Origin of the sequence: Mycolicibacter acidiphilus, assembly GCF_018455725.1 — a bacterium.
In the GTDB taxonomy this organism is placed as follows: domain Bacteria; phylum Actinomycetota; class Actinomycetes; order Mycobacteriales; family Mycobacteriaceae; genus Mycobacterium; species Mycobacterium acidiphilum.
This window is the reverse complement of sequence record NZ_JAHCLR010000010.1, coordinates 56,444-79,904: the sequence shown is the minus strand read 5'-3', so window position 1 is coordinate 79,904 and position 23,461 is coordinate 56,444. Positions and strand designations below refer to the sequence as shown.

22 protein-coding genes and 2 tRNA genes are annotated in these 23,461 nt (G+C 69.4%); 17 read left to right on the top strand and 7 right to left on the bottom strand.

The annotated features are described in order from the left end of the window. Positions 1-17: 17 nt before the first annotated feature. Together acpS and KIH27_RS07700 are read left to right on the top strand one after the other, a co-directional pair. Positions 18-410 carry a holo-ACP synthase AcpS gene (acpS, locus tag KIH27_RS07705; RefSeq protein ID WP_214092352.1) on the top strand — a complete coding sequence of 131 codons (393 nt, stop codon included), beginning with the start codon at positions 18-20 and terminating at the stop codon, positions 408-410. A gap of 82 nt (positions 411-492) precedes the next feature. Then, positions 493-1,827, top strand: a complete 1,335-nt coding sequence (locus tag KIH27_RS07700; protein WP_214092351.1) for a dipeptidase — start codon at positions 493-495, stop codon at positions 1,825-1,827. Positions 1,828-1,880: 53 nt separating this feature from the next. Here the strand turns inward: KIH27_RS07700 and bcp are convergent, their stop codons facing one another. Further along, the gene (bcp, locus tag KIH27_RS07695; RefSeq protein WP_214092350.1) at positions 1,881-2,354 is read right to left on the bottom strand and encodes a thioredoxin-dependent thiol peroxidase; all 474 of its coding nucleotides are present in this window, start codon (positions 2,352-2,354) and stop codon (positions 1,881-1,883) included. A gap of 96 nt (positions 2,355-2,450) precedes the next feature. Between bcp and KIH27_RS07690 the strand changes: the two genes are divergently transcribed. Then, complete coding sequence (locus tag KIH27_RS07690; RefSeq protein ID WP_214092349.1) at positions 2,451-2,678, top strand: DUF3618 domain-containing protein; 228 nt, start codon at positions 2,451-2,453, stop codon at positions 2,676-2,678. Positions 2,679-2,880: 202 nt separating this feature from the next. Here the strand turns inward: KIH27_RS07690 and KIH27_RS07685 are convergent. Next, a tRNA-Lys gene (locus tag KIH27_RS07685) sits at positions 2,881-2,956 on the bottom strand. 159 nt (positions 2,957-3,115) lie between these two features. Between KIH27_RS07685 and KIH27_RS07680 the strand changes: the two genes are divergently transcribed. From KIH27_RS07680 to KIH27_RS07670, 3 genes are all read left to right on the top strand, one after another. Beyond that, positions 3,116-4,336, top strand: a complete 1,221-nt coding sequence (locus KIH27_RS07680; RefSeq protein WP_214092348.1) for a L,D-transpeptidase — start codon at positions 3,116-3,118, stop codon at positions 4,334-4,336. A 98-nt stretch (positions 4,337-4,434) separates the two neighbouring features. After that, on the top strand, positions 4,435-4,698 hold the full coding sequence (locus KIH27_RS07675) for a DUF732 domain-containing protein (RefSeq protein WP_214092347.1): 264 nt from the start codon (positions 4,435-4,437) through the stop codon (positions 4,696-4,698). A 103-nt stretch (positions 4,699-4,801) separates the two neighbouring features. After that, on the top strand, positions 4,802-5,332 hold the full coding sequence (locus KIH27_RS07670) for an MTB12 C-terminal domain-containing protein (RefSeq protein WP_214092346.1): 531 nt from the start codon (positions 4,802-4,804) through the stop codon (positions 5,330-5,332). Between the two features lie 94 nt (positions 5,333-5,426). Here KIH27_RS07670 and KIH27_RS07665 read toward each other — a convergent pair. Next, positions 5,427-5,499, bottom strand: a tRNA-His gene (locus tag KIH27_RS07665). 35 nt (positions 5,500-5,534) lie between these two features. Continuing rightward, on the bottom strand, positions 5,535-6,179 hold the full coding sequence (gene orn, locus KIH27_RS07660) for an oligoribonuclease (protein WP_214092345.1): 645 nt from the start codon (positions 6,177-6,179) through the stop codon (positions 5,535-5,537). Positions 6,180-6,253: 74 nt separating this feature from the next. Between orn and KIH27_RS07655 the strand changes: the two genes are divergently transcribed. Beyond that, positions 6,254-7,831 carry a helicase HerA-like domain-containing protein gene (locus KIH27_RS07655; protein WP_214092344.1) on the top strand — a complete coding sequence of 526 codons (1,578 nt, stop codon included), beginning with the start codon at positions 6,254-6,256 and terminating at the stop codon, positions 7,829-7,831. 10 nt (positions 7,832-7,841) lie between these two features. Here KIH27_RS07655 and cmrA read toward each other — a convergent pair whose 3' ends face one another. Continuing rightward, the gene (cmrA, locus tag KIH27_RS07650; RefSeq protein WP_214092343.1) at positions 7,842-8,648 is read right to left on the bottom strand and encodes a mycolate reductase; all 807 of its coding nucleotides are present in this window, start codon (positions 8,646-8,648) and stop codon (positions 7,842-7,844) included. Between the two features lie 23 nt (positions 8,649-8,671). Here cmrA and KIH27_RS07645 point away from each other — a divergent pair, with 23 nt between their 5' ends. After that, positions 8,672-9,985, top strand: a complete 1,314-nt coding sequence (locus tag KIH27_RS07645) for an MFS transporter (protein WP_214092342.1) — start codon at positions 8,672-8,674, stop codon at positions 9,983-9,985. On the opposite strand, the gene KIH27_RS07640 is transcribed toward KIH27_RS07645, so the two are convergent. Continuing rightward, on the bottom strand, positions 9,982-10,761 hold the full coding sequence (locus KIH27_RS07640) for an MmpS family transport accessory protein (protein WP_214092341.1): 780 nt from the start codon (positions 10,759-10,761) through the stop codon (positions 9,982-9,984). The two genes, KIH27_RS07645 and KIH27_RS07640, sit on opposite strands and share 4 nt — an antisense overlap. A 34-nt stretch (positions 10,762-10,795) precedes the next feature. Then, entirely contained in the window at positions 10,796-11,437 is a 642-nt protein-coding gene (locus KIH27_RS07635) for an SACE_7040 family transcriptional regulator (protein WP_214092340.1), read from the bottom strand. Between the two features lie 96 nt (positions 11,438-11,533). Here KIH27_RS07635 and KIH27_RS07630 point away from each other — a divergent pair, with 96 nt between their 5' ends. The 9 genes from KIH27_RS07630 (at position 11,534) to KIH27_RS07590 (ending at position 23,455) form a co-directional block, all read left to right on the top strand. After that, a complete protein-coding gene (locus tag KIH27_RS07630) occupies positions 11,534-13,186 on the top strand; it encodes an AMP-binding protein (RefSeq protein ID WP_214092366.1) in 1,653 nt (550 codons plus the stop codon). A gap of 71 nt (positions 13,187-13,257) precedes the next feature. Further along, complete coding sequence (locus KIH27_RS07625) at positions 13,258-14,004, top strand: CoA transferase subunit A (RefSeq protein ID WP_214092339.1); 747 nt, start codon at positions 13,258-13,260, stop codon at positions 14,002-14,004. Next, on the top strand, positions 14,004-14,645 hold the full coding sequence (locus KIH27_RS07620; RefSeq protein WP_214092338.1) for a 3-oxoacid CoA-transferase subunit B: 642 nt from the start codon (positions 14,004-14,006) through the stop codon (positions 14,643-14,645). The genes KIH27_RS07625 and KIH27_RS07620 overlap by 1 nt, the downstream gene beginning before the upstream one ends. Further along, entirely contained in the window at positions 14,642-16,207 is a 1,566-nt protein-coding gene (locus KIH27_RS07615) for a carboxyl transferase domain-containing protein (protein ID WP_214092337.1), read from the top strand. The genes KIH27_RS07620 and KIH27_RS07615 overlap by 4 nt, the downstream gene beginning before the upstream one ends. 5 nt (positions 16,208-16,212) lie before the next feature. Then, positions 16,213-18,210: an acetyl-CoA carboxylase biotin carboxylase subunit gene (locus KIH27_RS07610; protein ID WP_214092336.1), complete on the top strand. Its 1,998-nt coding sequence runs from the start codon at positions 16,213-16,215 to the stop codon at positions 18,208-18,210. Further along, positions 18,207-19,370 carry an acyl-CoA dehydrogenase family protein gene (locus KIH27_RS07605; RefSeq protein WP_214092335.1) on the top strand — a complete coding sequence of 388 codons (1,164 nt, stop codon included), beginning with the start codon at positions 18,207-18,209 and terminating at the stop codon, positions 19,368-19,370. The genes KIH27_RS07610 and KIH27_RS07605 overlap by 4 nt, the downstream gene beginning before the upstream one ends. Then, a complete protein-coding gene (locus tag KIH27_RS07600; RefSeq protein ID WP_214092334.1) occupies positions 19,367-19,873 on the top strand; it encodes a MaoC family dehydratase in 507 nt (168 codons plus the stop codon). The genes KIH27_RS07605 and KIH27_RS07600 overlap by 4 nt, the downstream gene beginning before the upstream one ends. Further along, positions 19,870-20,679 (top strand): HpcH/HpaI aldolase/citrate lyase family protein, encoded by an 810-nt coding sequence (locus tag KIH27_RS07595; protein ID WP_214092333.1) that lies wholly within the window; start codon positions 19,870-19,872, stop codon positions 20,677-20,679. Before KIH27_RS07600 ends, KIH27_RS07595 begins: the two co-directional genes overlap by 4 nt. A 139-nt stretch (positions 20,680-20,818) precedes the next feature. Then, positions 20,819-23,455 carry a multicopper oxidase domain-containing protein gene (locus KIH27_RS07590; protein ID WP_214092332.1) on the top strand — a complete coding sequence of 879 codons (2,637 nt, stop codon included), beginning with the start codon at positions 20,819-20,821 and terminating at the stop codon, positions 23,453-23,455. Positions 23,456-23,461: the final 6 nt, after the last annotated feature.

The window sequence follows — 23,461 nt, the reverse complement described above, 5'->3', positions numbered from 1 at the left end:
TCGATAGATTACGGCCCATGAGCATCGTTGGCGTCGGGATCGACCTGGTCTCGATCCCGGATTTCGCCGAACAGGTCGACCGGCCCGGGACGGTGTTCGCCGAGACGTTCACCCCCGGTGAGCGTCGGGATGCCAGCGACAAGAGTTCGTCGGCGGCCCGGCACCTGGCGGCGCGCTGGGCGGCCAAGGAAGCGGTGATCAAGGCCTGGTCGGGGTCGCGGTTCGCCCAGAAGCCGGTGCTGCCGGAGGCGATCCACCGCGATATCGAGGTGATCACCGATATGTGGGGCCGGCCGAAGGTGCGGCTGTCCGGGGAGATCGCGCAGCACCTGGCCGAGGTGACCATCCATGTGTCGCTCACCCATGAGGGCGACACCGCCGCCGCCGTCGCCATCCTGGAGACCGACTGACGCCGAGCAGACATAAAATCGCACGAGCCTGTCGTGGCTTGTGCGATTTTATGTCTGCTCGCGGTGAAAAGGGGAACCCACAGTGGATCTGATTCAGCGGGTGCGCGAAGTCCTGCCGGCGGTGCGGGCCGACCTGGAGGCTCTGGTGCGCATCGAATCGGTGTGGGCCGACCCGGCACGCCGACCCGAGGTGCAGCGCAGCGCCGAGTTGACCGCGGACCTGTTGCGTCAGGCCGGGTTTCCAGAGGTGCAGATCGTCGCCGAGGGCGGTGCGCCGGCGGTGATCGCGCACTACCCGCCGCCGGCGGGGGCACCGACGGTGCTGCTTTACGCCCACCACGACGTGCAACCCGAGGGGGATCGCAATCAGTGGGCGTCGGCGCCGTTTGAGCCGACCGAGCGCGACGGCCGGCTCTACGGCCGCGGCACCGCCGACGACAAGGCCGGTATCGCAACGCATTTGGCGGCGTTCCGGGCGCACGACGGCACGCCGCCGGTCGGGGTGACCGTCTTCGTGGAGGGCGAGGAGGAGTCCGGCTCCCCGTCACTGCCGGCGCTGCTGGCCGAACACCGCGACGCGCTCAAGGCCGACGTCATCGTCATCGCCGACTCCGACAACTGGAGCACCGACGTTCCCGCGCTGACGGTGTCGCTGCGCGGTCTGGTCGACTGCGTGGTGGAGGTCGCCACGCTGGACCACGGGCTGCACTCCGGGATCTGGGGCGGGGCGGTGCCCGACGCGCTGAGCGTGCTGGTGCGCTTGCTGGCGAGTCTGCACGACGACGACGGCAACGTCGCCGTCGCCGGTCTGTACGAAAGCACGGCGGCCCCGGTCGATTACCCGCCGGAGCGGGTGCGCGCCGACACCGGCCTGCTCGACGGTGTCCGCGAGATCGGTTCCGGCTCGGTGCCGCAACGGCTCTGGGCGAAGCCGGCGGTCACCGTCATCGGCATCGACACCACCAGCGTTGCGGCGTCGTCGAACACGTTGATCCCGCGGGCGCGCGCCAAGATCAGCATGCGCGTCGCACCCGGCGGTGACGCCGACGCGCACCTGGACGCCCTGAAAACCCATCTGGAGCAGCACATCCCGTGGGGAGCGCAGCTGACCGTCAGTCCCGGCGACGTCGGGCAGCCCTACGCCATCGACGCCAGCGGCCCGGTGTACGACGCAGCCCGGGAGGCGTTCGCGCAGGCGTGGGGCGTCGAACCGGTCGACATGGGGATGGGCGGCTCGATCCCGTTCATCGCCGAGTTCGCCGCCGCCTACCCGCAGGCCACCATCCTGGTTACCGGGGTGGAGGATCCGGGCACCCAGGCGCACAGTATCAACGAGAGCCTGCACCTGGGTGTGCTGGAGCGGGCCGCCACCGCCGAGGCGCTGCTGCTGGGCATGTTGGGTGCGTCGACTGTGTAGGTTGTGGTCGCCAAACCGACGAGATCGCGCACAGAACGTGCACGGTCGGTGATCTACACGGCTAGATCCCGGCGCAGTTTGGCGACGTGCCCGGTGGCCCGCACGTTGTACTGCGCCACCGCGATCCGGCCCTGCTCGTCGACGACGAACGTCGACCGGATCACGCCCTGCACCTTCTTGCCGTACATCGTCTTCTCGCCGTAGGCGCCCCAGGCCGTCAGCACGGCGCGGTCCGGGTCGGACAGCAGCGGGAACGTCAGCTCGTCGCGGTCGCGGAACTTGGCCAGCTTCTCCGGCTTATCGGGGGAGATGCCGACGACGTCGAGTCCGGCGTCGCCGAACTCACGCAGGTTGTCACGGAAGTCGCAGGCCTGCTTGGTGCAACCGGGCGTCATTGCGGCCGGGTAGAAGTAGACGACGACCTTGCGGCCCCGGTAGTCGGCCAGCGACACCGTGTTGCCGTCCGCGTCGGGAAGACTGAACGCGGGCGCCTCATCGCCTGGTGCCAGCCGGGTGTTGTCGGCCATCCACAGCCCCTTTCTGCTCGCCGGAGCCACTGTGCCGCGCCGGCTGCTCTAGGGTAGTGCGGCAGGGCCGGCATCGGGCGAACAGGGAGGACGACAGTGGCGGAGCGCGATCCCGACAGGATCAAGAAGGACATCGACCAGGCGCGCGAACAGCTGGCGTCGACGGTGGACATCCTCGCCGAGCGGGCCAACCCCCGTCGGCTGGCCGATCAGGCGAAGGCCCGTGCGGTCGGGTTCGTCACCCAGCCGGCGGTGCTGGCGTCGCTGGCCGGGGTCGGCGGGCTGCTCGTCATCCTGGCGGTCCGCCGGATCCGCCGGCGCTGACCGCGGCGCCGCCGGCCGGATGGCGTCAGCGCCCCGGCCGGCGCGGCGGTGACAGTGATCACGGTTGTTGAATGAGCATGCTCGATGGGTGTGGTGATTCGATGCTGTGCCCGATTCCGTTCCGCGCCGGCGGGCCGCTGATGCAGCCCGCCCGGTGGACGGGGCGAATGTTCGGTCCGCTGCGCGAACGGAACGGCAATGCTGGTGCGCCGTCAGGGTTTCGAACCCCGGACCCGCTGATTAAGAGTCAGCTGCTCTACCAACTGAGCTAACGGCGCTTAGCGGTCGTAACCGCGAGAGGAACAATAACAGGCGTTGCGCCGCGAGGCGAATCCCGAGGTCGGCGGCGGTCGTCCGGCGTAGCGGGGTGGGGTATCAGATCACCCACTAGACTGCAGGCGAGCAGTTCACGGGCGGGAAGTCAGTAAGGACGGGGTATGGCGCAGGTTGGTTCGATGTCGCGGTCTCGCGCTAATCGGTCCTGGTTGATCGCCCTGCTGGTCCTGCCCGCGACGGTGGCCGGTCTCAGCGCCTGCGGCGGAAACTCCGATGAGGCGTCGGTGAATACGATCGTCGACAAAGGCACGCCCTACGCCGATCTGCTGGTGCCCAAGCTCGCCGCGACCGTCACCGACAAGGCGGTCGGGGTGGCGGTGGACTCCCCGGTGACGGTCAGCGCCGAGGACGGGGTGCTCGACTCGGTGACGATGGTCACCGAGTACGGGACCGTCGTCGACGGCAAGCTCAGCCCGGACAGCCTGACCTGGTCGACGACGGAGCCGCTGGGCTACAACAAGCGCTACACGATCACCGCGAAGTCGCTGGGCCTGGGCGGAGTCACCTCGCGGCAGATGACGTTCCAGACGCATTCACCGAACAACCTGACCATGCCCTACGTGATGCCCCGCGACGGTGAGGTGGTCGGTGTCGGCCAGCCGATCGCGGTCCGGTTCGACGAGAACATCGCCGACCGTGCGGCAGCCGAGAAATCGATCAAGGTGATCACCGATCCGCCCGTCGAGGGCGCGTTCTACTGGCTGAACAACCGCGAGGTGCGCTGGCGCCCGCAGGCGTTCTGGAAGCCCGGCACCAGCGTCGACGTGGCCGTCAACACCTACGGGGTGGATCTGGGCAACGGGGTGTTCGGCCAGGACAGCGCCGCCGCCCGCTTCACCATCGGCGACGAGGTGATCGCCACCGTCGACGACGACACCAAGTCGATGGTGGTGCGGATCAACGGTCAGATCGCCAAGACCATGCCGGTCTCGATGGGCAAGGACAGCACCCCGACCAACAACGGCACCTACATCGTCGGGGAGCGTTTCCAGCACATCGTGATGGACTCCTCGACCTACGGGGTGCCGGTCAACTCGCCGAACGGCTACCGCACCGACGTGGACTGGGCCACCCAGATCTCCTACAGCGGGATCTTCGTGCACTCGGCGCCGTGGTCGGTCGGGGCGCAGGGCTACAGCAACACCAGCCACGGCTGCATCAACGTCAGCCCCAACAACGCGCTGTGGTTCTACGACCACGTCAAGCGCGGCGACGTGGTGGTCATCAACAACACGATCGGCCCGATCCTGCCGGGCTCCGAGGGGCTGGGCGACTGGAACGTCCCGTGGGATCAGTGGCAGTCCGGTAACGCCTCGTCCTGACGACGGGCTATAACAGAGTCCCGAGCGACGGATTCCTTCGTCGCCGCGACGATAAGGAGAACCCCCTCGTGCGATCGCCTCGTAACCTGTTGCTGGCGTTGACCGTAGTGACCCTCGGCAGCATTGCCGCGCCCGCGGTGGCCAACGCCTGGCCGACGCCCGTCACGGGGGAGATGCAGAACTACATCGACACCGCTCGCGGGGCCGGCGCACCGGGCAGCGATGACGCACTGCTGACGCAGGGCTACCGGGCCTGCAACATGCTCTACACCGGGAAGGGCCGGGAGGCTGCGGTCAACGCCACCAGCGAGGCGGTCGTGAACGCGGCGCGCGGCATTCTCTGCACGCAGGCTCCGGGCTAGGACGACCGCGCGGGCGCGCACGGGAACGCCGGATCGGACGGCGGTGCGCGCCCGCGACTCCAATCACCGTGCGACGATTGGCATATCGCAATACGATTGAAAAATGTTTGCGAATCATCGTGCGGGCCAACTGGTTGCCGGTGCAGCACTGCTTGTCGTCGCACTGACCGGCGCTCCGGTGACGAACGCCGACCCCGGTGACCCGGCGCCGCCGCCCGGGGCGCCGGTGCCCACGCCGGAGCAGGTGTCGGCGGTTCTGAGTCAGCTGACCGACCCGAACGTCCCTGACGGGGACAAGGCGAAACTCGTCGATGGTGGGCTGTCGCCGGATGAGTTGGGTCAGAACGACCAGGGACTGGCGAAACTGGTCCGGCACAACGCGCTGCCGTTCAACTTCGACGTGACCGATATCCAACCGGCGATCAACAACCTCGCCGGCGTCACCGTGGCGCTCACCGGGCCGCGTGAGCCGTTCCCGGTCACCCAGCCATTGGTGTTCGTCGAGCACGATGGCACGTGGCAGCTCACCCACGACTCGTACGATCCGACGTTCGTCGACATGGTTCGGCACGTCATCCACCGTGTCGGGCCGCACGGCGACGCCGGCGGAAACGTGGCCGTCTTCGGATGGTGAGAGCCGGGGTTGGTGTGTGTGGTTGGCCTGGCGCGGTGGTGTGCAGACTGTTCAAACTAAAGCGGACCAGCGCATCTGCGCTGGTCCGCATCGGGGTGGCTGACGGGACTCGAACCCGCGACACCCAGGATCACAACCTGGTGCTCTACCAACTGAACTACAGCCACCATCGCTGCCGGTCGAACGGGCAGCGTCGTAAATACTAGCCGTTGGGTTGCCCGGCAGCCGAATCGGCGTCCTGCGGCGGCCCCAGCTCCGCGGCGACGGCGGCGATGTCGCTGGTAGACGGCCCGGGCGCGGGCACGAACGCGGTGGACCGGTAGAACTTCAGCTCCCGGATCGACTCGTGGATGTCGGCCAGTGCGCGGTGCGCGAGCCCCTTCTCCGGCTGGCCGAAGTAGATCCGCGGATACCAGCGCCGGCACAACTCCTTGATCGAGCTGACGTCGATCATCCGGTAGTGCAGGTAGTCGTTGAGCGTGGTCATGTCGCGGGCCAGGAATCCGCGGTCGGTGCCGATCGAGTTGCCCGCCAGCGGCGCGGTGCGGGCCTGCTTGACGTGGCTGCGGATGTAGTCGAGCACCATCGCCTCGGCGGTGGCCAGGTCGATCGTGGAGGCCCTGACCTCCTCGGTCAGGCCGGAGCGGGCGTGCATGTCGCGCACCACGGGCTGCATCGCGGCCAGGGCGGCGTCGTCGGCGTGGATCACCACGTCGATGCCGTCGCCGAGGATGTTCAGGTCGCCGTCGGTCACCAGGGCGGCGATTTCGATCAGTTTGTCCGAACCCAGGTCCAGCCCGGTCATCTCGCAGTCGATCCAGACCAGTTCGTCTCGTGCAGCGCTCACAGTGGGTCCACGTTAGCCGGTCATCGCTGTGTAGCCGCGTCGCGGTACGCCCTGGGCAAGTAGTGTCTTGGCTCGTGAGCCCTGATTCGGCGGCTACGGCCGCGCAGCAGATCGCCTCCGGCTACGCGGTCGACGGCCAGGCCCTGGAGTTGGGCGCCGTCGTCGTCGACGGTGTCGCGGACGCCGACGCGTGGGTCCGCATCCCACTGGCGATGATCAACCGGCACGGCCTGGTGGCCGGCGCGACGGGCACCGGCAAGACCAAGACCCTGCAGGCGCTCGCCGAGCAACTGTCCGCCAACGGCGTGCCGGTGTTGATGGCCGACGTCAAGGGTGACCTGTCGGGGCTGTCGCGGCCGGGTGAGCCGAACGACAAGGTGACCAAGCGCGCCGCCGAAACCGGGGACGACTGGTCGCCGAGCGCATTCCCGACGGAGTTCCTGTCGCTCGGCACCGCCGGAACCGGTGTGCCGGTGCGTGCCACGATCTCCAGCTTCGGCCCGATCCTGCTGTCGAAAGTGCTGGGGCTCAACGCAACCCAGGAGTCGACGCTCGGGCTTATTTTCCACTGGGCCGACCAGAACGGCTACCTGCTGCTGGACCTGAAGGATCTGCGCTCGGTCATCACCTACCTCATCAGCGATGAGGGCAAGCCGGCGTTGAAGAACATCGGCGGGGTGTCGGCGCCGACGGCCGGGGTGATCCTGCGCGCCCTGGTCAACCTCGAAGCCGAGGGCGGCGACACGTTCTTCGGGGAACCCGAACTCCGCCCGGAACACCTGCTGCGCACCGACGCTCAGGGCCGCGGCATGATCTCGCTGCTGGAACTGGGCGATCAGGCGGCCCGGCCGGTGCTGTTCTCGACATTTCTGATGTGGGTGCTCGCCGACCTGTTCACGCTGCTGCCCGAGGTCGGCGACATCGACAAGCCGAAGCTGGTTTTCTTCTTCGATGAGGCGCACCTGCTGTTCACCGACGCCTCGAAGGCGTTCCTGGAGCAGGTCGAGCAGACGGTCAAACTGATCCGCTCCAAGGGCGTCGGGGTCTTCTTCTGCACCCAGCTGCCCACCGATGTGCCCAATTCGGTGCTGTCGCAGCTGGGCGCCCGCATCCAGCACGCGCTGCGCGCGTTCACCCCCGACGACCAGAAGGCACTGAGCAAGACGGTGCGGACCTACCCGAAAACCGCTGTCTACGACCTGGAGTCGGCGCTGACCTCACTGGGCATCGGTGAGGCGATCGTCACCGTGCTCTCCGAACACGGGGCCCCGACCCCGGTCGCGTGGACCAGGCTGCGGGCACCTCGGTCGCTGATGGGTGCGATCGGTGACGACGGGATTCGTGCTGCGGCGCAGGCAAGCCCGCTGTGGAAGGACTACGGCGAGACCGTGGACCGCGAATCGGCGTACGAAATCCTCTCCGGCAAGCTGACTTCCGGGCAGGCCACCGCGCCGCCGGTGCCGCGGGCCGGTGATGACTACCCCGACTCGCTGCCGGCCGAGCAGCGCGTGCACTGGTGGACCAGGCTCGGGCGGTGGATCAAGGGGCTGTTCGCCAGCCCGGCGGCGAAGAGTTTCGCCCGTTCGGCCGGGACCGCGATGGGCCGGGAGATCACCCGCGGCGTGATGGGCACCGGCCGCCGTCGGCGGTAGAGCCGAAAGGTTAGCCGCCGCCGAGCTTCTTGTACACCGCCCCCACGATCGGGGTGACGATGGCCCGCGGGGTGTAGCCGCTGGCTACCGACATCGCCTTCGACGTGACGCCGGGAACCACGCGCATCTTGTTGTGCGCCAGCCCATCCAGTGACAGCTTCGCGGTGTGCGCGGTCGAGATCCACAGGAAGTCCGGGATCAGCCTGTCGATCAGCGACGCCTCGGTGTCGTCGGGCATCTCGGCGCGCACCGGTCCCGGCGCCAGCAGCGTCACGTGCACCCCGGTCTTGAGCAGTTCGCCGCGCAGCGATTCGCTGAAGGTGTTGGCGAACGCCTTGGTCGCCGCGTAGGTCGCGTTATTCGGGATCGGGGAGTTGCCCGCCGCCGAACCGGAGATCAGGATGCCGCCCGCCCGGCGCTCGAGCATCCCGGGCAGCACCGCGAGCACCAGGTCGTGCACGGCGACCGCGTTCAACTGCACCTGGGCCTTCTCGGCGGCCGGGTCGAGTTCGGCGATCGGGCCGAACGTCGCGGTGCCGGCGTTGGCGCACAGGATCGAGATCTCCCGCCCGGCCAGTTCCGCGCAGAACGCGTCGCGGGCGGGCGGGTCGGCCAGGTCGACGGCGCGCACCTCGACCGCGACCCGGTACTTGTCGCGCAGCCGGGCGGCCACGTCGTTGAGCACGTCTTCGCGGCGGGCGGTGATGATCAGACCGTGGCCGCGGGCGGCGAGTTCGGTGGCCAACGCCTCGCCGATGCCCTGGGAGGCTCCGGTGACGACGGCGCGGGCATCCGGGCTGGGCGCAGGAACTGGCATGGGCCAATCGTAGAGTGCCAGGCATGGCTGACCGGGTGGCGGGCGTGCGCAGCCCAAGGCCGGTGCTGGCCTGGGCGCTGTGGGATTGCGGCGCCAGCGGGGTCGGTGCGATCGTCGTCACGTTCGTGTTCTCGGTGTATCTGACCAGCACGGTCGGCGCCGGGCTGCCCGACGGCACCTCACCCGCGAGCTGGCTGGGGCGCACGCTGGCGCTGGCCGGGTTGACCGTGGCACTGTTGGCGCCGGTCGTCGGGGTGTGGGTGGACTCGTCGCATCGCCGGCGGGTGACGCTGGCGGTGCTGACGGCATGCGCGGTCACCCTGACTGCCGCGATGAGCCTGATCCGCGCCGACCCCGGTTACCTGGCCGTCGGCCTGGTGCTGCTCGCGGCGACCGCCGCCAGCACCGACCTGGCCGCGGTGCCCTACAACGCGATGCTCAGCCAGGTGTCGACACCGGCCACCTCCGGTCGGGTCTCCGGCTTCGGTTACGCCGCCGGCTACGTCGGCAACGTGGTGCTGCTGCTGGTGGTCTACCTGGGTTTCATGGCCGGGACCGGTGACACCCGCGGCCTGCTCGGCCTGCCGGTGCATGACGGCGTCAACGTCCGGATGGCGATGCTGCTGACCGCGCTGTGGCTGGCGGGGTTCGCGCTGCCGCTGCTGCTGAGTGCGCACCGGCTGCCGGCGCCGGCCGGGGAACCGCGCCCGGTCAGCGGGCTGCTGGACGGTTACCGCCGGCTCTTCACCGACCTGCGCGCCGAATGGCGGCGCGACCACAACCTGGTCTACTACCTGGTTGCCAGCGCGATCTTCCGGGACGGCCTGACCGGGGTGTTCACCTTCGGCGCGGTGCTCGGGGTCAGTGTGTACGGAATCTCCAAGGCCGACGTGCTGATCTTCGGGGTGGCGGCCTGCGTGGTCGCCGCCGTCGGCGCGGCCGGTGGGGGACTGCTCGATCATCGGATCGGGTCCAAGCGGGTCATCGTCGCTGCACTGACGGCCATCATCACCGCCGGGCTGGCCCTGCTCGTGCTGTCCGGCCCGACCGCGTTCTGGGTGTGCGGCCTGACGTTGAGCCTGTTCATCGGCCCGGCCCAGTCCTCGGCACGCACGCTGATGCTGCAACTGGCCCACGAGGGCAAGGAGGGGGTGGCGTTCGGCCTGTACACGATGACCGGTCGGGCCGTGTCGTTCCTGGCGCCGTGGCTGTTCTCGGTCTTCGTCGACGTGTTCGGTTCCGACCGGGCCGGGATGGGCGGACTGTGCACGGTCCTGGTGCTCGGCCTGCTGGCGATGCTGGCGGTGCGGGTCCCCGACCGCCGGCCTGCGGATTAGCCGACGGCGGTGCAGACCACGAAGATCGCGCCGGTGCGCTGACTGATCTGGGCGCCGTCCACCGTCACTGAGCAGCCGACCTGGGCGCCGACGTTGACCACCGTGACCGATGCGATCTTCGACGCCGGCTGGGTCAGGGTCACCTGCTTGGTCCACGGCAGCGCGACGTTGAACTCGGTCTGCAGCGCACCCCCGGTGTCGATGTAGGCGATGCTCAGCGCCCGGCCCTCACCGGTCACGCTGTAGACCACGGTCTCGGGAACCCCGGGGCTGGTCGTGGAGGTCGACGGCGGTGTCGTCGACGGCCCGGTGCTCGGGGCGGGGGTCGTCGTGGTCGGGGTCCGGGTGGGTGCCGTCGTGGTGCCCGACGCCGAGGGCAGCGGGGGGATCGGTGTGACCGTGGCCGAGCGCTGCGTCGACCCGTTGACGATCGCCAGCGCGATCACCAGGCCGACGACCAGCAGCACCGCGGCGCCGGTCAGCAGCCAGAGCCAGGTGGGGAACCGCGGCGGTTTGCCGGGGCCCTCACCGCCTGAACCGCCTGAGCCACCCGGCGGGGTCGGCGGCGGGGTCTGCGGAGGTGGCTGACCCGTGCTCCAGGGCGACGACGGGATCGGGGCGGTCGGGTTCGGCGGCGGGTAGCCGGACGGGTACGTCGGCAACTGGCCGGCGTAGGCCGGGTCACCGGACACCGGGTAACCAATCGTCGACGGGTCGGTTGCGCCCGTGTTCTGCCACGGCGAAACCGGGTCGCCCGGTCGATGCGGATCGGTCATGCCCACCTCATGGGTTGCAGGGTACCTGCGCCGGTCAGCCGGCGGATGCTCCTGCGGCACCCAGTGCTGCGACGGTCATCGCGCGCAGCACCGTACGGGACTGCGTCACCCCGGCCGGCAGTGGACCGGTCCGTTTCAAACCGTGCGGGGTCGAGTTGAGCAGGCCGAAGACCGCGTGGGCCATCAGCCGGGCGTCGGGTTCGGCCAGGTCGGGATGCACGCGACGTAGCACGGTCACCCAGATCTCGACGTACTGGCGCTGCGCGCTGCGCACCTGGCGGTGCGCGGCCGGTGGCAGCTGCGCCAGGTCGCGGTCCTGGATGCGGATCAGATCCGGTTCGCCCAGCGTGAAGTCCAGGTGGAAGTCGATGAGTGCGTTGAGTGTGTCGAGCGGGCCGAGCTGTCGCGAATCGACGTCGCGCGCGCCGGTGAGCAGCCGGGTGCTGATGCCGACCAGCAACTCGACCAGCAGGGCTTCCTTGCCGCTGAAGTGCCGGTAGATGGCGGGCCCGCTGACACCGGCGGCGGCGCCGATGTCCTCCAGGCGCACCCCGAGGAAACCGCGTTCGGCGAACAGTCGCTCGGCGGCCGTCAGCAACTGGGTGCGCCGGTCGGATTTGAGGCGACTGCGACGGTTGGCGTTCTCGTCCTCGTCGCCGGGAGCGGATGCCGTCATGCCGCCTCCGTCTGCTGTGGACACCTGAGTTAATCGTTACTAACGTAGCATCCGTTGGCCGTGATGCACCGAATCCCGGGTGACGGTGGAGGCATGATGACGGTTGCGGAACCCGTTGGTGGCCGCGAACTTTCCCGCGAGTTCTCCTATGCGTGCGGGGAGCGGGAGCCCGCGCTGTCGGAGGCGACGATCGGTGCGGATCTGGCGGCGACCGCCGCCGCGTTCCCGGATCGGGATGCCCTGGTGGACGTTCCGTCCGGGCGGCGCTGGAGTTACGCAGAGTTTCTGGCGGACGTGCGCGCGCTCGCCACCGGTCTGCTCCGTGCCGGGATCGGCACCGGGGACCGGGTGGGGATCTGGGCTCCGAACTGCCCGGAATGGGTGCTGGTGCAGTACGCGACCGCCGAGATCGGCGCGGTGCTGGTCACGATCAACCCCGCCTACCGGTCGCACGAGTTGCGGTACGCGCTCACGCAATCGGCGGTGGCGATGGTCGTCTCCGCGCCGAGTTTCAAAACCTCCGACTACCGGGCGATGCTCGAGGAGGTGGCCCCGCACTGCCCCGGACTGCGGGAGGTGGTCTTCCTCGACACGCCGCGCTGGCAGGAATTGACCGGCGCCGAGGCCGACGCCGCGGAGTTGGCCGGCATCGCCGCGACGCTGTGCAACCGGGATCCGATCAACATCCAATACACCTCGGGGACAACCGGTTACCCGAAGGGTGTCACGCTCAGTCACCGCAACATCCTCAACAACGGATACCTGGTCGGTGAGCTACTCGGCTACACCGAGGCCGACCGGATCTGTCTGCCGGTGCCGTTCTACCACTGCTTCGGCATGGTGATGGGGAATCTGGGCGCCACCAGTCACGGCGCCGCGATCGTGATCCCGGCGCCCGGCTTCGACGCGGCCGCGACGCTGCGCGCAGTCGCCGACGAACGGTGCACCAGCCTCTACGGGGTGCCGACGATGTTCATCGCTGAACTCGGCCTGGCCGACTTCGCCGGCTACGACCTGACCAGCCTGCGCACCGGGATCATGGCGGGCTCGCCGTGCCCGGTGGAGATCATGCGGCGAGTGCTCGAGGACATGCACATACCCGAGCTGGCGATCTGTTACGGGATGACCGAGACCTCGCCGGTGTCCGTCCAGACCCGGCGCGACGACTCACTGGAGCGCCGCGTCGGCACGGTCGGCCGGGTCTGCCCGCACGTGGAGATCAAGGTCATCGACCCGGCCACCGGTGCCGTCGTCCCACGCGGGGAGACCGGTGAGTTCTGCACCCGGGGATATTCGGTGATGATCGGCTACTGGGACGACCCGGCGAAGACCGCGGAGGTCATCGACGCCGACGGCTGGATGCACAGCGGGGATCTGGCGGTGATGGACCCCGACGGGTACGTGCGGATCACCGGCCGCATCAAGGACATGGTGATCCGCGGCGGCGAGAACATCTACCCGCGGGAGATCGAGGAGTTCCTGCACACCCACCCCGATATCAGCGATGTGCAGGTCATCGGCGTTCCCGACGCGTCCTACGGCGAGGAGCTGCTGGCCGTGGTGATTCTGCGTGACGGCGCGCCGCGGCTCACCGCCGATGGGCTGCGGGAGTTCTGCGCCGGGCGGCTGGCGCATTTCAAGGTGCCGCGCTACGTGCGGGTGGTCGACGAGTTCCCGATGACGGTCACCGGCAAGGTGCGCAAGGACGAGATGCGCCGTCGCGCGGCCGATTACCTGCGGGAGGGCTGACGGCACCGCCGGTTGGTGGTATCGTCGTCGTCAGTTAATGCGCATTAACTGATATCGAGAGGTGCTGCGCAGTGGACAAAGTCGTGGAATCGGCAGCGGCAGCCGTCGCCGACGTGACCGATGGCTGCTCGTTGGCGGTCGGCGGGTTCGGTCTGTGCGGGATACCCGAGGCGCTGATCGACGCCCTGCTGGAACTCGGCGTCCGCGACCTGGAAACCGTGTCGAACAACTGCGGCGTCGACGGCATCGGACTCGGACTGCTGCTGGAGCACAAGAGAATCCGGCGCACGATCAGCTCCTACGTCGGGGAGAACAAGGAGTTCGCGCGACAGTTCCTCTCCGGTGAGCTGGAGGTGGAGCTGACCCCGCAGGGCACACTGGCCGAGCGGCTGCGCGCCGGCGGCGCCGGCATTCCCGCCTTCTACACACCGACCGGCGTGGGCACCCAGGTGGCCGACGGCGGGCTGCCGTGGCGCTACGACGGTTCCGGCGGCGTTGCGGTGGCATCGCCGCCGAAGGAGACTCGGGACTTCGACGGCCGCAGCTACGTGCTGGAGACCGCGATCCGCACCGACTTCGCCCTGGTGCACGCCTGGCTGGGGGACCGGCACGGCAACCTGGTCTACCGGGAGGCGGCGGGCAACTTCAACGCGGACTGCGCGGCGGCGGGCCGGGTGACGATCGCGCAGGTGGAGCACCTGATCGAACCGGGCGAGATCGATCCCGCCCGGGTGCACACGCCGGGTATCCATGTGCACCGCGTGGTGCATGTGCCCGACCCGGTGAAGCGAATCGAACGGGAGACGGTGCGAAGCTGATGGCGCTCACCAGAGATGAACTCGCCGCCCGGGTCGCGGCCGAACTGCGCGACGGACAGTACGTCAACCTGGGCATCGGCCTGCCCACGCTGATCCCCAACCACATTCCCGACGGTGTCACCGTCGTCCTGCACTCGGAGAACGGCATCCTCGGGGTCGGGCCGTACCCGCGGCGCGAAGACCTCGACGCCGACCTGATCAACGCCGGCAAAGAGACCGTGACGGTCCTGCCCGGCGCCTCGTTCTTCCCGTCGTCGGCGTCGTTCGGGATCATCCGCGGCGGGCACCTCGACGTCGCGGTGCTGGGCGCGATGCAGGTCTCGGCCGCCGGCGACCTGGCCAACTGGATGATCCCCGGCAAGATGATCAAGGGGATGGGCGGCGCCATGGATCTGGTGCACGGGGCACGACAGGTGATCGTGATGATGGAGCACACCGCCAGGGACGGCACCGCCAAGATCGTCGAGCACTGCACGCTGCCGCTGACCGGGGCGCGCTGCGTCGACCGCATCATCACCGATCTGGCCGTCATCGACGTCCGCGCCAACGGGCTGCACCTGATCGAAACCGCTCCCGGTGTCGACGTCGCCGAGGTGGTCGCGAAAACCCTGGCCCCGCTGACGATCTCGGTGCCGGCATGAGCGGCTTCGCCGATGAGCACCGCCAGCTGGTGGCCGAGCTGAAAGCCAAGCTGGCCACCGCCGCCCTCGGCGGCAGCGAACACTCCCGCCAGCGGCACGTCGCCCGCGGCAAGCTGCTGCCGCGCGATCGGGTGGACCGGCTGCTCGACCCGGGCAGCCCGTTCCTGGAGTTGGCCCCGCTCGCCGCCGACGGCATGTACGACGACGAATGCCCGGGCGCCGGGATCATCGCCGGCATCGGACGCGTGTCGGGCCGCGAATGCGCGGTCGTCGCCAACGACGCCACCGTCAAAGGCGGCACCTACTACCCGATCTCGGTGAAGAAGCATCTGCGCACCCAGGAAGTGGCGCTGGCCAACCAGTTGCCCTGCATCTACCTGGTGGACTCCGGTGGCGCGTTCCTGCCCCGCCAGGACGAGGTGTTCCCCGACCGTGAGCACTTCGGCCGGATCTTCTTCAACCAGGCGACGATGAGCGCCAAGGGCATTCCGCAGATCGCCGCGGTCCTCGGGTCGTGCACGGCCGGTGGCGCCTACGTGCCGGCGATGAGCGACGAAGCCGTCATCGTCCGCGAACAGGGCACGATCTTCCTGGGCGGGCCGCCCCTGGTCAAAGCCGCCACCGGGGAGGTCGTCACCGCCGAGGAACTCGGGGGCGGCGACCTGCATTCGAAGGTCTCCGGGGTCACCGACTACCTGGCCGACGACGACGAGCACGCACTGCGGATCGTCCGGCAGATCGCCGCGACGTTCGGGCCGCGCAGCGAAATCCCCTGGGAAGTCAGCGAAACGGTCGAGCCGGATCATCCGCAGACCGACCTGTACGACCTGGTGCCGCCCGATCCGCGCATCCCCTACGACGTGCGGCAGGTCATCACCCGGCTGGTCGACGGCAGCGAGTTCAGCGAGTTCAAGGCCGAATACGGCAAAACCCTGGTGACGGCGTTCGCCCGCATCCACGGCCATCCGGTCGGGATCGTCGCCAACAACGGCGTGCTGTTCGGCGAATCCGCACTCAAGGGTGCGCATTTCATCGAACTGTGCGACAAACGGTCGATCCCGCTGGTGTTCCTGCAGAACATCGCCGGATTCATGGTGGGGCGCGACTACGAGGCGAGCGGCATCGCCAAGCACGGCGCCAAGATGGTCACCGCGGTGGCCTGCGCACGGGTGCCCAAGCTCACCGTGGTGATCGGCGGCTCCTACGGCGCCGGGAACTATTCGATGTGCGGCCGGGCGTATTCGCCGCGGTTCCTGTGGATGTGGCCGAACGCCCGCATCTCCGTGATGGGCGGTGAGCAGGCCGCCTCGGTGCTGGCGACCGTGCGCGGCGAACAGCTCAGCGCCGCGGGCAAACCCTGGTCGGCGGATGAGGAGGAGGCGTTCAAGGCGCCGATCCGCGCCCAGTACGAGGACCAAGGCAACCCCTACTACTCGACGGCCCGACTGTGGGACGACGGCATCATCGACCCGGCCGACACCAGAACCGTTCTGGGCCTGGCGCTTTCGGTGTGCGCCAACGCACCGCTGGAACCGGTCTCCTACGGCGTATTCCGGATGTGATGGGCATGTTTGAAACCGTTCTGGTGGCCAACCGCGGCGAGATCGCGGTTCGGGTGATCCGCACACTGCGCCGACTGGGCATCCGCTCGGTGGCTGTTTACAGCGACGCCGATGCCGACGCGCGGCACGTGGCCGAGGCCGACACCGCGGTGCGGCTCGGGCCGGCCCCGGCCGTCGACAGCTACCTGTCGATCCGCACGGTGGTCGAAGCGGCCTTGACCACCGGCGCGCAAGCGATCCACCCGGGCTACGGGTTCCTTTCCGAGAACGCCGAATTCGCCGCCGCCTGCACCGCGGCCGGGATCGCGTTCGTCGGCCCCCCGGCGCACGCCATCGAGGTGATGGGCGACAAGATCGCCGCGAAACGGACCGTCTCGGCGTTTGATGTACCTGTGGTGCCGGGCATCGCCCGCCCCGGCCTGACCGACGACGACCTGGCCGCGGCGGCCGCCGACATCGGCTACCCGGTGCTGATCAAACCGTCGGCCGGCGGCGGCGGCAAGGGCATGCACCTGGTGCACGATCCGGCCGACCTGCGCGCGGCACTGGTCACCGCCCGGCGCGAGGCCGCCTCGGCGTTCGGCGACGACACGCTGTTCCTGGAACGGTTCGTGCTGCGGCCCCGCCACATCGAGGTGCAGATCCTCGCCGACACCCACGGCAACGTGGTGCACCTCGGCGAGCGGGAATGCAGCCTGCAGCGCCGTCACCAGAAGGTCATCGAGGAGGCGCCGTCACCGCTGCTGGATGCGGTGACCCGGGATCGGATCGGCACCGCGGCTTGCAACACCGCCCGCAGCGTCGACTACACCGGGGCCGGGACGGTGGAGTTCATCGTCTCCGCCGACGAGCCCGACGAGTTCTTCTTCATGGAGATGAACACCCGGCTGCAGGTGGAGCACCCGGTCACCGAATTGGTCACCGGGCTGGACCTGGTCGAGTGGCAATTGCGGGTCGCGGCCGGCGAGAAGCTGGGGTTCGCCCAGGACGACATCACGCTGACCGGGCACGCCGTGGAGGCGCGGGTGTACGCCGAGGACCCGGCGCGCGGCTTCCTGCCCACCGGCGGGACCGTGCTGGCGCTGCACGAGCCGACCGAGGTGCGGGTGGACTCGTCGCTGCGCCAGGGCACCGTCGTCGGCAGCGATTACGACCCGATGCTGTCCAAGGTGATCGGCTACGGCGCCGACCGGGGTCAGGCACTGGCCCGGCTGGACGCCGCGCTGGCCGACACCGCGGTGCTCGGGGTGCAGACCAACATCGAGTTCCTGCGGTTCCTGCTCGCCGACGAACGGGTCGTCGCCGGTGACCTGGACACCGAACTGCTCGACCTGCGGGTCGCCGACTTCCACCCGACACCGGCCCCCGACGACGTGCTCGCCGCCGGTGCGCTCTTCGTTGCGCGATTTCGGCGCGAAAATGCGCGCTCAGCGGGACGAAACGCGCTGAAATCGCTGTGGGCGGAGCCCAGCGGCTGGCGTGTCGGTACACCCGCGCCGGTCCGCACCGAACTGCGCACCCCGCTGCGCTCGGAGACCGTCTCGGTCTGGGGCACACCGCAATCCGCGCGCGTTCAGGTCGGTGACGGTGACACCCTCGACGCCACCATCGAGGTCGGGCAGCACCAGCTGACCGTGACGCTGGACGGGCGGCGACGCCGGCTGATGTTCGCCGAATCCGACGGCCACCTGTGGCTCGCCGACGAACGCGGCACCTGGCAACTCCGGGAGGCCGAGGAGCAGCGGGTGAACCGAGCCGCCGGGCCGCGCAGCGCCGAGATCGTCAGCCCGATGCCAGGCAGCGTCATCGCCGTCAACGTGGCGTCCGATGACGTGGTCGCAGAAGGCGACCCGGTGGTGGTCGTCGAGGCGATGAAGATGGAACACACGCTCACCGCGCCGGCCGCCGGCCGAGTGGCGGTGCTGGTGGCGGTGGGCGATCAGGTGAAGGTCGATCAGGTGTTGGCGCGGGTGGCACCCGAGCAGAGTGAGGACGGGAAATGACGACAGCGGTGGCAACCGAACTGCCCAAGGAATACCAGGACCTGCGGGACACGGTCGGCGAGTTCGCCCGCACCGTCGTCGCCCCGGTGGCCGCCAAACACGATGAGGAGCACAGCTTCCCGTACGAGGTGATCGCCAAGATGGGGGAGATGGGGCTGTTCGGCCTGCCGTTCCCCGAGGAGTACGGCGGCATGGGCGGCGACTACTTCGCGCTGGCGCTCGCGCTGGAGGAACTCGGCAAGGTCGACCAGTCGGTGGCGATGACCCTGGAAGCCGGGGTGGGCCTGGGCGCGATGCCGATCTACCGGTTCGGCAGCGAGCAGCAGAAGCAGCGGTGGCTGCCCGCGCTGACGTCGGGCCGGGCACTGGCCGGTTTCGGGCTCACCGAACCGGGGGCGGGCTCGGATGCCGGCGGCACCCGCACCACCGCCCGACTGGACAACGGTGAGTGGGTGATCAACGGCGCCAAGCAGTTCATCACCAACTCCGGCACCGACATCACCAGCCTGGTCACCGTCACCGCCGTCACCGGAACCGGCGCCGACGGCCGAAAGCAGATCTCGTCGATCGTCGTCCCGGCCGGCACCCCGGGCTTCACCGTCGAACCGGCCTACAACAAGGTCGGCTGGAACGCCTCGGACACCCACGGTCTGACGTTCGCCGACGCGCGCGTCCCGGCGGAGAATCTGCTCGGCGAGGAGGGCCGGGGCTACGCGAACTTCCTGTCCATCCTGGACGAGGGCCGCATCGCGATCGCCGCGGTGGCCACCGGAGTCGCCCAGGGCTGCGTCGACGAGAGCGTCAAATACGCCAAGGAACGCGAGTCGTTCGGCCGGAAAATCGCGGAGTATCAGGCGATCAGCTTCAAGATCGCCCGGATGGAGGCGCGTGCCCACGTCGCCCGGACCGCCTACTACGACGCGGCCGCGAAGATGCTGGCGGGCAAGCCGTTCAAGAAGGAGGCATCGATCGCGAAGATGATCTCCTCGGAGGCCGCGATGGATAACGCCCGCGACGCCACCCAGATCCACGGCGGCTACGGCTTCATGAACGAGTACCCGGTGGCCCGGCACTACCGGGATTCCAAGATCCTGGAGATCGGTGAGGGCACCACCGAGGTGCAACTGATGCTGATCGCCCGGTCGCTGGGGCTGGCGTGAGCACCCCGGAACCGGCACCGGGCGCCGGCAAGGTCGTCGAGCAGCGCGGCCTGTGGTTCGAGGAGTACGAGGTCGGCACCACCTACCTGCACCGGCCCGGCCGCACCGTGACCGAGGCCGACAACGTGCTGTTCACCACGCTGACGATGAACATCCAGCCGCTGCACCTGGACGCGGTGTGGGCTTCGCAGCAGCCGGGCTTCCACGGTCAGCGGCTGGTGAATTCGATGTTCACACTCTCGACGATGGTCGGCCTGTCGGTGGCACAGCTGACGCAGGGCACGATCGTGGCCAACCTGGGGTTCACCGATGTGTCGTTCCCCAACCCCGTCTACCACGGCGACACGCTGTACGCGGAGAGCATCTGCACCGGCCTGCGGGAATCGAAGAGCCGGCCCGGGGAGGGCATCGTCACCCTGGAGCACATCGCCCGCAACCAGCACGGTGACGTCGTCGCCCGCGCCACCCGCGCCACCCTGGTGCACAAGCGGCCCGTCGCATGAACAACACAGCCGCCGCCGGCCCGGCCTGGCTGTTCTGCCCGGCCGACCGCCCGGAGCGGTTCGCCAAAGCCGCCGCGGTCGCCGACGTGGTCATCCTCGACCTGGAGGACGGGGTGGCCGCCGCCGACCGGCCCGCCGCCCGTCAAGCGCTGCGGCAGACCCCGCTGGACCCGGCCTGCACCGTGGTGCGGGTGAACCCAGCGGGCACCGCGGACCAGGCCGCCGACCTGGAAGCACTGGCCGGCACCGCCTACACCGCCGTGATGCTGGCGAAAACCGAGTCCGCCGCCCAGGTCGTGGCGCTGGCCCCCCGGCAGGTGATCGCGCTGGCCGAAACCCCGCGCGGGGTGGTGTTCGCCGCCGAGATCGCCGCCGCCGACAACACCGTGGCGATGATGTGGGGCGCCGAGGATCTGGTCGCCGGGCTGGGCGGTGGGTCCAGCCGGCGGCCGGACGGCGGCTACCGCGACGTGGCCCGGCACGCCCGCTCGGCCGTGCTGCTGGCGGCGGCGGCGTTCGGCCGGGTCAAACTCGACGCCGTGCACCTCGACATCGCCGACCTTGACGGGCTGCGGGCCGAGGCGTGCGATGCGGTGGCGGTGGGGTTCGACGCCACCGTGTGCATCCACCCGAGCCAGCTTGCGGTGGTGCGCGACGCCTACCGGCCGGCCGCCGAGCAGGTGGACTGGGCGCAGCGCGTGCTGGCCACCGCGGCGACCGAGCGCGGGGTGTTCGCTTTCGAGGGGCAGATGGTGGACGCCCCGGTGCTGCGGCACGCCGAAGCGATTCTGCGGCGGGCGAATTAGCAGTGCAACCCTCCCGGGGTGCGCTCCCGGATGATGCCGGCGCGCGGATTGTTCGTGTGGCGCAGGTCGCTGCCGGCCGAGCGACCATGGGCCGGAAGTCACTTCCGGACGGCGGTCCGGCCCCCGTAGCCTGACGGGCATGATTCAGCTGGGGCCGCCGCCGCCGAAAGGGACCACCCCGCCGACCGGGACGAAACCGGCGGCCGCGGCGCCGCCGCCGGTGATCCGCAAGCGGCGCGGCGGTGCCCGCGGGCCGGTGTTCATCGCGTCGAACCTGGTGGTGCTGGGCTGGCTGCTGGTCACGGTGGCACTGCTGATCGCCCACGACGTCATCGACCACCCGATCTGGCTGGCTGTGCACGCGCTGCTGCTCGGCGCCGCCACCAACGCGATCATCATCTGGTCGGGGCACTTCACCACCACGCTGTGCCGGGTGCCGGATCAGCCGGAGTGGCATCTCGCCGCGAAGGTCGCGGTGCTCAACGTGGCGGTCATCGCCGCACTGACCGGCGTGTGGATCAATGCCGAGACCATCACCGGTGTTGCCGGGGCGGTGGTCGCGATCGTCGCCGTGGTGCACGGCGCCGAGCTGATCGCGATGAAGAAGAAGGCGCTGTCGGCGCGCTTCGACTACCTGGTCGACTTCTACCTGGCGGCGATCGTGGCGCTGCTGATCGGGGCGCTGGCCGGTGCCAGCATGGCGTTCGGCGTGCACCACTGGTACGCCCGGCTGTGGACCACCCACGTCCATGTCATGCTCTACGGCTGGATCGGCCTGACCGTGATCGGCACGCTGTTCACGCTCTGGCCGACGACGATGCGGGAGAAGATCACCCCGCGCAGCTACAGCCTGGCGCACCGCACACTGCCGACGATGGCCGTCGGGCTGGGGCTGGCGGTCATCGGCCTGCTCATGGACAGCGTCTGGCTGACCGCGGTCGCATTCGCCGTCTACCTCGCCGGTGTCGTCATCACGGTGGTGGCGCTGCGGCCGACCCGGCAGCCCAACGGCCCGGCGGCCTGGATGCTGGCCGCGGCGACGGTGTGGCTGGGCGTGGCGGTGCTGATCGAGATCATCGGGCTGATCGCGACCCGCTCCGCGGGCTATCTGCCCAACCTCATCGAGACGACCGTGATGCCGCTGCTGGCCGTCGGTTTCGTCGCGCAGGTGTTGATGGGTGCCCTGACCGAGATGGTGCCGGTGCTCACCGCGCACGGCCCGCCGCAGCGCAAAGCGGTCATCGCCTACCTGGCTCGCGGCTGGCAGGCCCGGCTGCTGGCACTGAACATCGCCGTTCCGCTGGTCGCCGGGCACTGGTGGTTCCCGGTGCAGCTCATCGGCTGGGCGCTCGCGGCGATCGGCGTCGGCAGCTTCCTGTGGCTGGCGCTGGCGCTGATCATCCCGGTCCTGGTGCGCGGCGAGATCAACGCCGAAGCCGTGGAGAAATCCCGCAGCTGGCCGATGACCGGCGCGGTTGCGACGGCGGCCGCCGCCAGCGTCGTGCTGGCCACCACACTGGGCGGCAGCCTGCCGCAGCACGCCGGGGTGAAGATCGCCGCCGACGCCAAGACCGTCGACGTCGGCTTGAAGGACATGCGATTCAGCCCGGCCGTGGTGTCGGTTCCGGCCGGCACCCACCTGGTGCTGCGGGTGACCAACGACGAGGCGCTGCCGCACGACCTGCGTGTCGACACCGGCCAGCACACCCCGCGGCTCGGGTTGGGGCAGACCGCGGTGGTCGACCTGGGTGTGGTCGACACCGACCACGACGTGTGGTGCGACGTGCCCGGGCACCGTGCCGCCGGCATGACGATGGAGATCCGCGCGATCGGCGGCAAGCCCCGCGCCCACCAGCATGGCGACGACATGAACATGGACCACGGGCCGGCGGTAACCCCGCTGAACCTGACCGGCGACCCCTCCCCGGGCTGGCAGCCGTACAACCCGGAGCTGGCCCTGGTCGGCCCGGAGAAACTGCACCGGGTGGAGTTGCGCGCACTGGACCGGGAACTGGAGGTGGCCCCGGGCAAGAAGGAGACCCGCTGGACGTGGGGTGGCACGGAACCCGGCCCGATCCTGCACGGTCGGGTCGGCGACCAGTTCGAGCTGACCCTGATCAACGACACGTCAATGGGGCACGGCCTGGATTTCCATGCCGGTGCCCTGGCCCCCGACCAGCCGATGCGCACGATCGCGCCGGGGGAGAAGCTGGTCTACAAGTTCACCGCGCGGCGGGCCGGCGCCTGGCTGTACCACTGCAGCACCAAGCCGATGTCGCTGCACATCGCCAACGGCATGTACGGGGCGGTGATCATCGACCCGCCCGGCCTGCCGGCGGTCGACCACGAGTACGCGTTGGTCGGCGCCCAGCTGTTCACCGGCGATCCGGGCAGCGAACAGAAGGTCACCGCAATCCGCGCCAATCAGCCCGACGGCTGGATGTTCAACGGGATGGCCGACCAGTACGAGCACGCCCCGCTAACGGTCCGCGCCGGTGAGCGGGTGCGGGTCTGGGTGATCAACGCCGGTCCCGGCGAGACGGTCGCGTTCCATGTCGTCGGTACCCAGTTCGACACCGTCTACAAGGAGGGTGCCTGGCTGCTGCAGTCGGGCGGCCCGGGCGGTTCGGGAGGCTCACAGGCCCTGGACCTGGCGCCCGCACAGGGCGGGTTCGTCGAGATGACGTTCCCGGAGCCCGGGCATTACATGATCATGGATCACGACCTGCGGCACGCCGAGAACGGCGCCCGCGGCATGTTCGAGGTCACTGGGTAATCTCGT